The following is a 13741-nucleotide window of genomic DNA, read 5'->3' on the forward strand; positions in this document are numbered from 1 at the left end:
AGGACGGCAAAAGAGACCCGAAATCAGATTTATCTGTACCAGGGGTGCTCACATTAGCACCACTGCATTTTTTCGCAAGCATCCGCACGTCGGTTTACAAAATAGTTTTCCCTTATAACCTGGATTGGTCACGCTGGCATTGAGAACTTTGCGTAATCGGTCGCATTTTAACACCTGCCGCTGCGTTATCGCTGCCGCCCAATCGGTGAAAATGGTACACTGCGCCCGTCTTATGACCGAAGGGTAAGAAAGGACGCTTTTTCAGGATCATCCGCGATCCTGCTGGTCACGCAGGCGAGCTCTCGCCACCTTTCTTTATCCTGTGCAACGACTTCTGACTCGTCCGGCTCCCTGGCCGGAACGGTTATTCATGGATAACAACTAACACTATGATTAGAATCAGAAAAGGACTTGATTTGCCGATTTCCGGCATCCCCGTACAGCAGATTTCGCCCTGTGCGACACCCCGCCATGTGGCGATCCTCGGGGACGACTACGTCGGTATGCGTCCCACCATGCTGGTGCAGGAAGGCGATAGCGTCATTAAGGGCCAGGCGCTATTCGAGGATAAAAAAAATCCCGGCGTTCTGTTTACCGCACCCGCCAGCGGGACGATCGCGGCTATCCATCGCGGCGAGCGTCGGGTGCTGCAATCGGTGGTGATCCGGCTGGAAGGCGATAGGCAGCGCGAGTTTGCCCGCCACGATATCGCCGAACTGCCCACACTCTCCCGCCAGGCTGTGCAGGCGCAACTGCTTGAATCTGGCCTGTGGACGGCGCTGCGTACCCGTCCTTTCAGCAAAACCCCGGTGCCCGATACCGTGCCGGCCGCCATTTTCGTCACCGCCATGGACACCAACCCGCTCAGCGCCGACCCGCAGCCGATTATTCTGGCGCAGCGTCAGGCATTTGATGCCGGGCTGACGATCCTCACGCGCCTGACGGAGGGCAAAGTGCATGTCTGCCAGGCGGGTGGCGGCAAGCTGGGCGGGCACCCGCAGGGGAAAGTGACGTTCAATGCCTTCGCCGGGCCGCACCCGGCTGGGTTGCCAGGGACGCACATCCATTTCCTGGAGGCCGTCAGCCTGACCAAACAGGTCTGGCATCTGAACTACCAGGACGCGATCGCCATCGGCAAATTGTTCACCACCGGCGAGCTGTGCACCGAGCGGGTTATTGCCCTCGGGGGGCCGCAGATGCGTAACCCGCGTCTGGTGCGCACCTGCCTGGGCGCAGACATTAATGACCTGCTGGTGGACGAAACCCTGGATGGCGAAAACCGTCACATTTCGGGTTCTGTGCTGAGCGGCAGGCATGCCACAGGCGCGCAGGCCTGGCTCGGACGTTTTCATTTACAGGTAAGCGTAGTGAAGGAGGGGCGTGAGAAAGAGCTCTTCGGCTGGGTAATGCCCGGCAGAGGGAAGTTCTCCGTCACCCGCACCACGCTGGGCCACTTCCTGCGCAACAAGCTGTTTAACTTCTCCACCGATACCAACGGCGGCGAGCGGGCGATGGTGCCCATCGGCAACTACGAGCGCGTAATGCCGCTCGACATCCTGCCGACCCTGCTGCTGCGCGATCTGCTGGCGGGCGATACCGACGGCGCTCAGGCGCTGGGCTGCCTTGAGCTGGATGAAGAAGATCTGGCGCTGTGCACCTATGTTTGCCCCGGTAAATATGAATACGGACCCGTATTGCGCGAGGTGTTAACCCGCATTGAGCAGGAAGGATAACTGATGGGCCTGAAACATCTCATTGAAAAGCTGGAGCCGCACTTTACCCACGGCGGCAAGCTGGAAAAGTACTACCCGCTGTTTGAAGCGACCGCGACGCTCCTCTATACGCCAGGCCAGGTCACCAAAGGGGCCGCGCACGTGCGCGACGCCATCGACCTCAAGCGCATGATGATCCTCGTCTGGTTCGCGGTGTTCCCGGCGATGTTCTGGGGCATGTACAACGTCGGCCTGCAAACCATCCCGGCGCTGACGCATCTTTATGATGCCCAGCAGCTACCGCAGATTATCGCGGGCGACTGGCACTACCGGGTGGCGCAAATGCTGGGCGTCAGCTTTACCCCTGATGCCGGGTGGATCAGCATGATGACCCTAGGGGCGGTCTACTTCCTGCCCATCTACATGACGGTATTTCTGGTCGGCGGTTTCTGGGAAGTACTGTTCGCGATTATCCGCAAGCACGAGATCAACGAAGGCTTCTTTGTCACCTCCATTCTGTTCGCCCTGATTGTGCCACCAACGTTGCCGCTGTGGCAGGCGGCGATGGGCATCAGCTTTGGCGTGGTGATGGCGAAGGAGATCTTCGGCGGCACCGGACGCAACTTCCTCAATCCGGCTCTCGCCGGACGTGCGTTCCTGTTCTTTGCCTACCCGGCACAAATCTCCGGCGATCTGGTCTGGACGGCGGCGGACGGCTTCTCTGGTGCGACGCCGCTGTCGCAGTGGGCCGCTCACGGCGGAGAGGCGCTGGTCAACAACGCCACCGGCCAGCCGGTCAGCTGGTTCGATGCCTTTATCGGCACCATTCCGGGCTCGATTGGTGAAGTCTCTACGCTGATGATCCTGATTGGCGGCGCCATCATTCTGTTTGGCCGCGTCGCCTCCTGGCGCATCGTGGCTGGCGTCATGCTCGGCATGATCCTCACCGCCACGCTGTTTAACCTGATCGGCTCAGCGACCAACCCGATGTTCGCCATGCCGTGGTACTGGCATCTGGTACTGGGCGGTTTCGCCTTCGGCATGATGTTTATGGCCACCGACCCGGTGTCGGCCTCCTTTACCGACAAAGGCAAATGGTGGTACGGGGCGCTGATCGGCGTGATGTGCGTGCTGATCCGCGTCGTGAACCCGGCCTACCCGGAAGGGATGATGCTGGCGATCCTGTTCGCCAACCTGTTTGCGCCGCTGTTCGATTACCTGGTGGTGCGTGCCAACATCAAACGGAGGAAGGCGCGTGGCTGAGATGAAAAATAATGACAGCATCGGCAAGACGCTGATGGTGGTCATCGTGCTGTGTCTGGTCTGCTCCATCGTGGTGGCGGGCTCTGCGGTAGGGCTTAAGTCCCGCCAGCAGGAGCAACGCGCCCTCGACAAGCAGCGTAACATTCTGGCGGTGGCCGGGCTGATGCAGGGCGAAATGAGTGCCGATGATGTGGCGCAGATCTTCGCTGAACGTATTACGCCGCGTCTGGTGGATCTCAATACCGGCGAGCTGCTGGAGAGCGATCCGTCGGGCTATAACCAGGCGCAAGCGCTGAAAGATCCGCAGCGCAGCACCGAACTGGAAGCCAGCCAGGATCCGGCGGGCATTAAACGCCGCAGCAATACGGCAGAGATCTACCTGGTGCGCGATGAGCAACAACGCGTCCAGGAGCTGGTGCTGCCGGTGTACGGCAACGGATTGTGGTCGATGATGTATGCCTTCGTCGCCCTCAACACCGATGGCCGCACGGTCAAAGGCATCACCTATTACGACCAGGGCGAAACCCCGGGACTGGGTGGCGAAGTAGAGAATCCGGCCTGGCGGGCGCAGTTTGTCGGCAAAAAAGTGCTGGACGATAACGGCCAGCCGGCGCTGAAGGTGATGAAAGGAGCCGCGCGTCCGGGTGACGAGTACGCCGTCGATGGCCTTTCCGGGGCCACGCTGACCTCAAACGGCGTTCAGCACAGCTTTGATTTCTGGATGGGTGAGCTGGGTTTTGGACCCTTTCTTAAAAAGGTACGTGAAGGAGAGCTGAACAATGGCTGATGCGGGCGAACTGAAAGAAGTTAAACGGGTTCTTATCGGGCCGCTCATCGCCAATAACCCGATTACCCTGCAGGTGCTGGGCGTATGTTCAGCGCTGGCGGTCACCACCAAGCTGGAAACCGCCGTGGTGATGACTCTGGCCGTAACCCTGGTGACGGCTTTTTCCAGCATGTTCATCTCGATGATCCGCCACCACATCCCCAACAGCGTGCGTATCATCGTGCAGATGGCGATCATCGCCTCGCTGGTGATCGTGGTGGATCAGCTGCTGCGGGCCTTTGCCTACGAAACCTCAAAACAGCTGTCGGTGTTTGTCGGCCTGATCATCACCAACTGCATCGTGATGGGGCGCGCAGAAGCCTATGCCATGAAGATGCCGCCGCTGGCGAGCTTTATGGACGGCATCGGCAACGGTCTCGGCTACGGCGTGATCCTGCTGACGGTCGGTTTCCTGCGTGAGCTTATCGGCAGCGGCAAGCTGTTTGGCATCACCGTGCTCGATACCGTGCAAAACGGCGGCTGGTATCTGCCGAACGGCCTGTTCCTGCTGGCCCCCAGCGCGTTCTTCATTATCGGTTTGCTGATCTGGGCGGTGAGAACCTGGCGCCCCGAGCAGCAGGAAAAGGAGTAACCGACAATGGCTCATTACCTGAGTTTGTTTGTGCGGGCGGTGTTTGTCGAAAACATGGCGCTCGCGTTTTTCCTCGGCATGTGTACGTTCCTTGCGGTCTCCAAAAAGGTGTCGACCGCCTTCGGTCTGGGTGTTGCCGTTACGGTGGTGCTGGGGCTGTCGGTGCCCATTAACAACCTGGTCTTTAACCTGGTGCTGCGCGACGGCGCGCTGGTGGACGGCGTTGATCTGAGTTTCCTCAACTTCATCACCTTTATCGGCGTGATTGCGGCGCTGGTGCAGATCCTCGAAATGATCCTCGATAAATACTTCCCGTCACTCTACACGGCGCTGGGCATTTTCCTGCCGCTGATCGCCGTGAACTGCGCCATCTTCGGCGGCGTGTCGTTCATGGTCCAGCGTGATTACAACTTTAGCGAGTCGGTGGTGTACGGCTTCGGCTCCGGTATTGGCTGGATGCTGGCTATCGTGACGATGGCGGGCCTGCGCGAAAAAATGAAGTATGCCAACGTGCCGGCCGGGTTGCGCGGCTTAGGGATCACCTTTATCACCACCGGTCTGATGGCGCTGGGCTTTATGTCCTTCTCCGGTGTGCAGCTGTAAGGGCTAAATGTATGGAAATTATACTTGGCGTAGTGATGTTCACGCTGATTGTGCTGGTGCTCTCGGGGCTGATCCTGGTGGCGCGCTCAAAGCTGGTGAACTCCGGCGATGTGATCATTGAGATTAACGACGAGGCGGATAAGCAGATCCGTACCCCTGCGGGTGACAAGCTGCTGAACACCCTCTCGGGCAATGGCATTTTTATCTCTTCTGCCTGCGGCGGCGGTGGCTCGTGCGGGCAATGCCGGGTCACGGTCAAAGAGGGCGGGGGCGATATCCTGCCGACCGAACTGTCACACATCAGCAAGCGCGAGGCGAAAGAGGGTTGTCGTCTGGCCTGCCAGGTGGCGGTGCGTCAGAACATGAAGATTGAGCTGCCGGAGGAGATCTTCGGCGTGAAAAAGTGGCAGTGCGAGGTTATCTCCAACGATAACAAAGCCACCTTCATTAAAGAGCTGAAGCTGCGGGTTCCCGATGGCGAAGACGTGCCGTTCCGCGCGGGCGGCTACATTCAGATCGAATGCCCGGAGCACACTGTCGCCTACAAAGACTTTGACGTGCCGGAGGAGTACCGCGGCGACTGGGACAAATTCAACCTGTTCCGCTTTGTCTCTGAAGTCAAAGAGCCAACGCTGCGCGCCTACTCTATGGCCAACTACCCGGACGAGAAAGGCATTATCATGCTCAACGTGCGTATCGCCACGCCGCCGCCAGGCGTACCGGATGCACCGCCGGGGATCATGTCGTCGTATATCTGGTCGCTGAAGGCGGGTGATAAGGTGACGATCTCCGGTCCGTTTGGTGAGTTCTTTGCCAAAGAGACCGACGCCGAAATGGTCTTTATCGGCGGGGGAGCCGGGATGGCGCCGATGCGTTCGCACATTTTCGATCAGCTTAAGCGTCTGGGTAGTAAACGTAAGATCAGCTTCTGGTACGGCGCCCGTTCACTGCGGGAGATGTTCTATCAGGAGGAGTTTGAACAGCTGGCGCGGGACAACCCGAACTTCAGCTTCCATATTGCGCTCTCCGATCCGCAGCCGGAAGACAACTGGACCGGCTATACCGGGTTCATTCATAACGTGCTGTATGAAAACTATCTCAAACACCACGCCGCGCCGGAAGACTGCGAGTTCTACATGTGCGGGCCGCCAATGATGAACGCCGCCGTCATCAAAATGCTGCAGGATCTCGGCGTGGAAGATGAGAACATCATGCTGGATGATTTTGGAGGCTGATGATGGTGACCTTTGTGCTGACCTTTGCGATCTTTGTGCTGGTGATATTTGGCATGTCGCTCGGCTGGCTGATTAAGCGCAAAAGCATTCAGGGCAGCTGCGGCGGCATCTCCTCGCTGGGGATGGAGAAGGTCTGCGACTGCCCCGAGCCGTGCGACGCGCGTAAAAAGCGCATGCAACGCGAAGCACAGCGCCAGCAAAACAGGATCCTCTGAACGAAACAGGCCGCAGCAGCGGCCTGTTTTTTTACTTCATCCACGCTCTGGCCTGGGTGGGTGAATCCACCATCACGCCGTCAGCCCCCAAATCTTGTGCTTTCTGGTAATCCTCCGCGGAGTTAACGCCAAGCAGGATCACATGGGCATTCCCCTGGGAGCGGAAGCAGTCCATCGCCTCCTTATCCCACGTCAGGGTCGCCGGGGAGATGCCCTCGCCCAGCGTAAATTTCTCCACCACTTCCACTTTGCGATTCAGCTCCAGCCCGTACCACCAGGCATCCATTTTCTTTGCCGGCGGCAGGCAAACGTGGTTCAGGGAGATATTCGCCAGCCGGGTGCGCGTTTCACTCCGGGTGACAAAGCGCGGCACCTCTGCAGGTAGGGCATCAAGATAGCGATCCTCCGTTGAATAGACGCGAACACGCGTCAGGCTGTTGGTTTCTTTCAACACGCCAAGCAGCTGTTTGCCCATCTCAGCCGGATCGGCGTCGGGGGATTTAATATCGATATAGAACTGAACGTCAGGCCAGCGTTCCAGCACCGCTTTCAGGGTCGGAATTGTAGTTCCGGCGACCTTTTCTTTCCATTTTGCACCGGCATCAAATGTCGCCAGTTCGGCCTGGGTGTACTGAGAGATTTTTCCCTTTGCCGCGGTTAACGCGCTGAGATCGCTGGGACGATACAGAACGGGAACGCCGTCACGGCTGAGCTGCACGGTGACCCAGATTGCCTGAGCGCGGTTTTCCAGCGCTAGCTTGATGGCCGGAAGGGTATTCTCCGGCGCGTCGGCGGTTCCTCCGCGGTGAGCAATCATTTGTGGGCTAGCCCATGCGGAGGACGACAGCAGAAGTGAGGCGATAATCATCTTTTTCATTAATAATTTTCCATTTTAAATCATTTAATTCAATGACTTGTGACGGGTTGGCGGCTTATTCTTGTACCACGCTTTAATGACAGCCATGAGACGGTAAATCTGCTGACGCATTTTTTGCACTTTGTTATACTGTGCATAATTACAGGTGTGGTGACGATGATGCGCAAGATAATCCATGTTGATATGGACTGTTTTTTTGCTGCGGTAGAGATGCGCGACAACCCGGCGCTGCGGGATATCCCCATTGCCATTGGCGGCAGTCGTGTACAACGCGGGGTGATCAGCACCGCGAACTACCCGGCACGCAAGTTTGGCGTGCGCAGCGCCATGCCGACCGCGATGGCGTTAAAACTCTGCCCGCACCTGACCTTATTACCCGGACGTTTCGAGGCCTATAAAGAAGCGTCCCACCATATTCGCGAAATCTTCTCCCGCTATACCTCCCTGATTGAGCCTCTGTCGCTGGACGAAGCCTATCTGGACGTCACCGACAGCCTGCACTGCCACGGCTCCGCCACGTTGATGGCCCAGGAGATCCGTCAGACGATTTTTGATGAACTGCAGCTCACCGCCTCGGCGGGCGTTGCGCCGGTGAAATTTCTCGCCAAAATCGCCTCGGATCTCAATAAGCCCAACGGCCAGTATGTGATTACCCCTGATGAGGTGCTGGCATTTATCAAAACGCTGCCGCTGGGTAAGATCCCCGGCGTGGGTAAAGTCTCTGCGGCAAAGCTGGAGAGCATGGGGCTGCGCACCTGCGGGGATGTACAGAACAGCGATCTGGGGATGCTGCTAAAGCGTTTTGGTAAGTTTGGCCGGGTGTTGTGGGAGCGGAGTCAGGGCATTGATGAACGCAACGTTAACAGCGAGCGGCTGCGTAAATCGGTGGGAGTGGAACGTACCCTGGCGGAGGATATCCATGACTGGGCAGATTGCGAAGCCATTATCGTCGGGCAGCTTTATCCCGAGCTGGAGCGGCGGCTGGCTAAGGTCAAACCGGATCTGCTGATTGCCCGCCAGGGGGTAAAACTCAAGTTCAACGACTTTCAGCAAACCACCCAGGAGCACGTCTGGCCGCGGCTGAACAAAGACGATTTGATTGCGACAGCAAAGAAAGCCTGGGAAGAGCGTCGGGCAGGGCGGGGGGTACGGCTGGTGGGATTACACGTCACACTGCTGGATCCGCAGCTGGAGCGGCAGCTGGTGTTGGGGCTGTAAAAAAGCCCGGTGGCGCTTACGCTTACCGGGCCTACAACGGGCGCGTAACCCGTAGGCCCGGCAAACGCAGTGCCGCCGGGCAACATGGCTGATTACTTCGCCGGAATCGCTTTCAGCAGTTCCGTCAGCAGGGTCCAGTAATGGCCCACACTTTCGATATGCACCTGCTCATCCGGAGAGTGAGGACCGGTAATGGTTGGCCCGATGGAAACCATGTCCATATCCGGGTACGGTTTCTTGAACAGACCGCACTCCAGACCCGCGTGGATCACCTGAATGTTCGGCGTGCTGTTGAACAGACGCTGATAGGTTTCACGCACCAGCGCCATCACCGGTGAACTCGCATCTGGCTGCCAGCCCGGATAGCTGCCCTTGGCAACGGTCTTCGCGCCAGACAGGGTGCCCAGAGATTCCAGCATGCTCACCACGTAATCTTTACCGCTGTCGATCAGGGAGCGGATCAGGCAGATGATCTCTGCGCTGTCGTCAGCCATGGTCACCACGCCGACGTTCAGGGAGGTTTCCACCACGCCTTTCGCTACGTCTGAGTTGCGGATAACGCCGTTCGGGGTCGCATTCAGCAGCTGAACAAAGCGGTCGCGGGACTGTTCAGTCAGCGCGGCTTTATCAGTGGTAACCGCTTCCAGCACCACGGTCAGGTTCTTCTCTTTCGCTTCCAGTTCGTTTTTCAGGATATCCAGGTAAACGGTGGAGAGCTTTTTCAGCGCATCGGCTTTGTCTGCGGCCACGGCCACGGTAGCGAAGGCTTCACGCGGGATCGCGTTACGCAGCGTACCGCCGTTGAAATCCACCAGACGCAGATCCAGCTCGGCAGCGTGACCGGCGAGGAAACGGGCCAGCAGCTTGTTGGCATTGCCTAACCCTAAATGAATGTCACCGCCGGAGTGGCCGCCTTTCAGCCCTTTCAGCGTCAGCTTGAAGGTCTGGAAGCCTGCCGGGATCGCTTCACGGGTCAGCGGCAGCGTGGAGATAAAGTCGATACCGCCCGCGCAACCCATATAGATTTCGCCTTCCTCTTCGGAATCGGTATTGATCAGGATATCCGCCTGCAGCCAGTTCGGTTGCAGACCAAAGGCGCCATCCATACCGGCTTCTTCGGTCATAGTCAGCAGCACTTCCAGCGGACCATGCTCAACGCGATCGTCTGCCAGCACCGCCAGCGCAGAGGCCATACCGATGCCGTTATCTGCACCCAGCGTGGTGCCACGGGCTTTGATCCACTCGCCGTCGATGTACGGCTGAATCGGATCTTTGGTGAAGTCGTGAACGGTATCGTTGTTCTTCTGTGGAACCATGTCCAGGTGCGCCTGCAGCACAACCGGTTTACGGTTTTCCATCCCGGCGGTGGCAGGTTTACGGATCAGAATGTTGCCAACCTGGTCGCGCTCGGCGTGCAGCCCTTTTTCCTTCGCCCAGCCCATGATGTGTTCGGCAAGCTGTTCTTCGTGATAAGACGGGTGAGGAATGGAGCAGATTTTGGCAAAAATATCCCACAGCGGTTGTGGCGATAACTGAGACAGTTCAGACACAGTAAGTCTCCTTGTCGATGGCCGGCAGACAATGTTGCAGGTCACGGGGTTAGCAGGTTTAGAGTTACCACAAGTCAGACTTGCGAGGTGGGTTTGAGAATACCACTTTCTCTGGCGGCTGGTAGGGGTAAGCAAGTAAAAACTCCGGGCGGAACCGCTTAGCACTGGTTTTTAGTGCTTCAGATCTCTATAATCTCGCGCAACCATTTTCCCCCTCGAACACTTTTTAAGCCGTATATAAACAGGCTGGGACAATTCACATGAGCGAAAAATACATCGTCACCTGGGACATGTTGCAGATTCATGCACGTAAACTGGCTGCGCGCCTGATGCCATCTGAACAGTGGAAAGGCATCATCGCTGTTAGCCGCGGTGGCCTGGTACCGGGGGCATTGCTGGCACGTGAGCTGGGTATTCGCCATGTCGATACCGTGTGCATCTCCAGCTACGACCACGACAACCAGCGTGAGCTGAAAGTGCTGAAACGCGCCGAAGGCGATGGTGAAGGCTTCATCGTGATTGACGATCTGGTTGATACCGGCGGTACGGCAGTAGCCATCCGTGAAATGTATCCAAAAGCGCATTTCGTGACTATCTTCGCTAAGCCGGCTGGTCAGCCGCTGGTTGACGATTATGTCATTGATATCCCGCAGGATACCTGGATCGAACAGCCATGGGATATGGGCGTAGTATTCGTCCCACCTATTTCAGGCCGCTAATCCATACATTTTTAACGCCCGGTGATGCCGGGCGTTATTTTTTCGCCTTTGTCGCGTTACAATGATGCCCTCTGACGTATCTTAAGAGGCAGCGCGCAATGTCCCAGGCGAATCTCAGCGAAATTCTCTTCAAGCCCAAATTCAAACATCCGGAAACTTCGACGCTGGTTCGTCGCTTTAACAGTGGCGTACAACCGTCAGTGCAATCGGCGCTGGATGGCAAAAACATCCCGCACTGGTACCGCATGGTTAACCGTCTGATGTGGATCTGGCGCGGCATCGATCCCCGTGAAATTCTGGACGTGCAGGCGCGTATCGTGATGAGCCAGGCCGAACGTACCGATGAGGATCTGTACGACACGGTGGTGGGCTATCGCGGCGGCAACTGGATCTACGAATGGGCAAAACAGGCGATGATCTGGCAGCAAAAGGCGAGCCAGGAAGACGATCCCCTGTTGAGCGGCAAACACTGGCTGCATGCCTGTAACCTTTACAGCATCGCGGCTTATCCGCACCTGAAAGGCGACGAACTGGCGGAACAGGCACAGGCCCTGGCAAACCGTGCCTACCAGGAAGCAGCCCAGCATCTGCCGGGCCAGATGCGCGAACTCACCTTTACCGTTCCCGGCGGCCCTGCGGTGACCGGCTTCCTGCATCTGCCGGCGGGCGATGGCCCCTTCCCGACGGTGATGATGTGCGGTGGCCTCGACTCGCTGCAAACCGATTACTACAGCCTGTATGAGCGTTACTTAGCCCCGAAAGGGCTGGCGATGCTGACCCTCGACATGCCGTCGATTGGCTTCTCGTCCAAATGGAAGCTGACCCAGGATTCCAGCCTGCTCCACCAGCACGCCCTGAAAGCGCTGGAACAGAATCCGTGGGTGGATCACACCCGGGTGGCGGCGTTTGGCTTCCGCTTTGGCGCTAACGTCGCCGTGCGTCTGGCCTATCTGGAATCTTCACGCCTGAAAGCGGTGGCCTGTCTCGGGCCGGTGGTGCATGCGCTGTTAAGCGAGCCTGCGCGCCAGGGCAGCGTGCCGGAAATGTACCTCGACGTGCTGGCCAGCAGCCTGGGCATGCATGATGCGTCCGACGAGGCGCTGCGCGTGGAGCTTAATCGCTACTCGCTGAAAACCCAGGGATTGCTGGGCCGCCGGTGTCCGACGCCGATGCTCTCTGGCTTCTGGAAAAACGATCCCTTCAGCCCGGAAGAGGAGTCCCGCTTAATCACCTCGTCATCTGTCGATGGCAAGCTGCTGGAGGTGCCATTCACCCCGGTGTATCAGAATTTTGACAAGGCATTGCAGCAGATTACGCGTTGGATCCATCAGAGATTGTGTTAAGAGATTGCTAATTTCTTAAGGTTTGGTACAACAGTGGCTTCATAAAAGGAGATCGCAATGACGTTACCGAGTGGACATCCGAAAAGTAGAATGATCAAGAAGTTTATGGCTCTTGGCCCCTACATCCGCGAAGAGCAGTGCGAAGAGAATCGCTTTTTTTTCGACTGCCTGGCCGTGTGCGTTAACGTAAAGCCAGCGCCGGAAAAGCGCGAATTCTGGGGATGGTGGATGGAAATGGAAGCCGAAGCGTCACGCTTCACCTATAACTACCAGTTTGGCCTGTTCAATAAAGAGGGCCACTGGCAGGCGATGGCGATTAAAGATCCTGAAGTGGTTCAGCGCCTGGAGCATACCCTGCGTGAATTCCACGAGAAAGCCCGCACGCTGCTGGCGACGTTCGATCTGAAACTCGAGCCTGCTGATGATTTCACCAACGAGCCGGTGAAGCTGACTGCTTAACGTCCGACGCGAAAACAGACAATAAAAAAACCCGGCCATACAGCGCCGGGTTTTTTATTTCGCTAAATCAGAACTGGTAGGTCATACCCAGGGCAACGATATCATCGCTGCTCACGCCCAGTTTATTATCGTCATCAATCTGGTTGATTTTATAATCAACAAACGCGGACATATTTTTGTTGAAATAGTAAGTCGCGCCGACGTCGATATATTTCACGATATCTTCATCACCGATGCCTTCAATATCCTTGCCTTTAGACTGGACATAACCCAGGGACGGGCGCAGACCAAAATCAAACTGATATTGCGCAACCGCTTCGAAGTTCTGTGCTTTATTGGCGAAGCCACCGGAGATTGGCGTCATATTACGCGTTTCGGTATACATGGTCGCCAGGTAAATGTTGTTTGCGTCATATTTCAGACCGGTGCCCCAGGCTTCAGCTTTTTCACCTTCGCCACGTGCCAGCAGGTTCTGAGCATTGGTGCGGTCAGAGTTGGTGTAAGCGCCGCTGATGGCGAAATCGCTGCCGCCGAAATCATAGGTCAGAGCGGTACCGAAACCGTCACCGTTCTGTTTCTTCGCTTCACGTCCTTCGTTTTTACCCTGATATTGCAGGGTCAGGTCCAGACCGTCGATGGCGCCGAAGAAGTCGGTATTACGGTAGGTTGCCAGGCCGCTGGCGCGTTTGGTCATGAAGTTGTCGGTCTGCGCGGAAGAGTCACCGCCGAATTCCGGGAACATGTCGGTCCAGGCTTCAACGTCGTACAGGGCACCGAGGTTACGACCGTAGTCGAATGAACCGAAGTCCTTCAGCTTAATACCGGCAAAGGCCAGACGGGTTTTCTGGGAAGAGTCGCTTTCGGTTTTATTGCCGGAGAATTCAGCTTCCCAACGGCCATAGCCGGTCAGCTGTTCATTGATTTGAGTTTCGCCTTTAAAGCCGAAACGCACATAAGTCTGGTCACCATCTTTGGCATCATCATCGCTGAGATAATGCATGGCTTTCACTTTACCGTACACGTCCAGTTTATTGCCGTTTTTATTAAATACTTCGGCTGCCTGTACAGATGAAGTTGCTACAACGCCCATGACCACTAATGCCAGAGTACTCTTTTTCATTTTCAATCC

The 13741-nt window shown here is 56.8% G+C and carries 14 protein-coding genes; 11 read left to right on the plus strand and 3 right to left on the minus strand.

Annotation, left to right across the window (positions count from 1 at the left end; genetic code table 11):
• The first annotated feature begins 389 nt into the window (after window positions 1-389).
• From ES815_RS14120 to nqrM, 7 genes are read left to right on the plus strand one after another with little or no spacing between them, the layout of a single operon-like run.
• Complete coding sequence (locus tag ES815_RS14120) at window positions 390-1733, plus strand: Na(+)-translocating NADH-quinone reductase subunit A (RefSeq protein WP_142488332.1); 1344 nt, start codon at window positions 390-392, stop codon at window positions 1731-1733.
• Window positions 1734-1736: 3 nt separating this feature from the next.
• Complete coding sequence (locus ES815_RS14125; RefSeq protein WP_142488333.1) at window positions 1737-2975, plus strand: NADH:ubiquinone reductase (Na(+)-transporting) subunit B; 1239 nt, start codon at window positions 1737-1739, stop codon at window positions 2973-2975.
• Window positions 2968-3762 (plus strand): Na(+)-translocating NADH-quinone reductase subunit C, encoded by a 795-nt coding sequence (locus ES815_RS14130; RefSeq protein WP_142488334.1) that lies wholly within the window; start codon window positions 2968-2970, stop codon window positions 3760-3762. The genes ES815_RS14125 and ES815_RS14130 overlap by 8 nt, the downstream gene beginning before the upstream one ends.
• Complete coding sequence (locus ES815_RS14135; RefSeq protein WP_032616678.1) at window positions 3755-4393, plus strand: NADH:ubiquinone reductase (Na(+)-transporting) subunit D; 639 nt, start codon at window positions 3755-3757, stop codon at window positions 4391-4393. Before ES815_RS14130 ends, ES815_RS14135 begins: the two co-directional genes overlap by 8 nt.
• 6 nt (window positions 4394-4399) lie before the next feature.
• Complete coding sequence (nqrE, locus tag ES815_RS14140; RefSeq protein ID WP_142488335.1) at window positions 4400-4996, plus strand: NADH:ubiquinone reductase (Na(+)-transporting) subunit E; 597 nt, start codon at window positions 4400-4402, stop codon at window positions 4994-4996.
• An 11-nt stretch (window positions 4997-5007) separates the two neighbouring features.
• Window positions 5008-6231, plus strand: coding sequence for an NADH:ubiquinone reductase (Na(+)-transporting) subunit F (gene nqrF / locus ES815_RS14145; protein ID WP_142488336.1), 1224 nt, complete (start codon window positions 5008-5010; stop codon window positions 6229-6231).
• Complete coding sequence (nqrM, locus tag ES815_RS14150; protein WP_185902334.1) at window positions 6231-6446, plus strand: (Na+)-NQR maturation NqrM; 216 nt, start codon at window positions 6231-6233, stop codon at window positions 6444-6446. Before nqrF ends, nqrM begins: the two co-directional genes overlap by 1 nt.
• Before the next feature lie 31 nt (window positions 6447-6477).
• Here nqrM and ES815_RS14155 read toward each other — a convergent pair whose 3' ends face one another.
• On the minus strand, window positions 6478-7323 hold the full coding sequence (locus tag ES815_RS14155; protein ID WP_142488338.1) for a glycerophosphodiester phosphodiesterase family protein: 846 nt from the start codon (window positions 7321-7323) through the stop codon (window positions 6478-6480).
• A 159-nt stretch (window positions 7324-7482) separates the two neighbouring features.
• Here ES815_RS14155 and dinB point away from each other — a divergent pair, with 159 nt between their 5' ends.
• Window positions 7483-8541, plus strand: coding sequence for a DNA polymerase IV (dinB, locus tag ES815_RS14160; protein ID WP_142490061.1), 1059 nt, complete (start codon window positions 7483-7485; stop codon window positions 8539-8541).
• A gap of 92 nt (window positions 8542-8633) precedes the next feature.
• Here dinB and pepD read toward each other — a convergent pair whose 3' ends face one another.
• A complete protein-coding gene (gene pepD / locus ES815_RS14165; protein WP_142488339.1) occupies window positions 8634-10091 on the minus strand; it encodes a cytosol nonspecific dipeptidase in 1458 nt (485 codons plus the stop codon).
• Between the two features lie 260 nt (window positions 10092-10351).
• Here pepD and gpt point away from each other — a divergent pair, with 260 nt between their 5' ends.
• The 3 genes from gpt (at window position 10352) to crl (ending at window position 12612) form a co-directional block, all read left to right on the plus strand.
• Complete coding sequence (gene gpt, locus ES815_RS14170; RefSeq protein WP_106995995.1) at window positions 10352-10810, plus strand: xanthine phosphoribosyltransferase; 459 nt, start codon at window positions 10352-10354, stop codon at window positions 10808-10810.
• A gap of 98 nt (window positions 10811-10908) precedes the next feature.
• Entirely contained in the window at window positions 10909-12153 is a 1245-nt protein-coding gene (gene frsA / locus ES815_RS14175) for an esterase FrsA (RefSeq protein WP_142488340.1), read from the plus strand.
• Window positions 12154-12210: 57 nt separating this feature from the next.
• Window positions 12211-12612, plus strand: a complete 402-nt coding sequence (gene crl, locus ES815_RS14180) for a sigma factor-binding protein Crl (protein ID WP_142488341.1) — start codon at window positions 12211-12213, stop codon at window positions 12610-12612.
• A 67-nt stretch (window positions 12613-12679) separates the two neighbouring features.
• Here the strand turns inward: crl and phoE are convergent, their stop codons facing one another.
• A complete protein-coding gene (gene phoE / locus ES815_RS14185; RefSeq protein WP_142488342.1) occupies window positions 12680-13732 on the minus strand; it encodes a phosphoporin PhoE in 1053 nt (350 codons plus the stop codon).
• Window positions 13733-13741: the final 9 nt, after the last annotated feature.

The sequence above is a fragment of the Leclercia adecarboxylata genome, assembly GCF_006874705.1.
GTDB classification, from domain to species: Bacteria; Pseudomonadota; Gammaproteobacteria; order Enterobacterales; family Enterobacteriaceae; genus Enterobacter; species Enterobacter adecarboxylatus_C.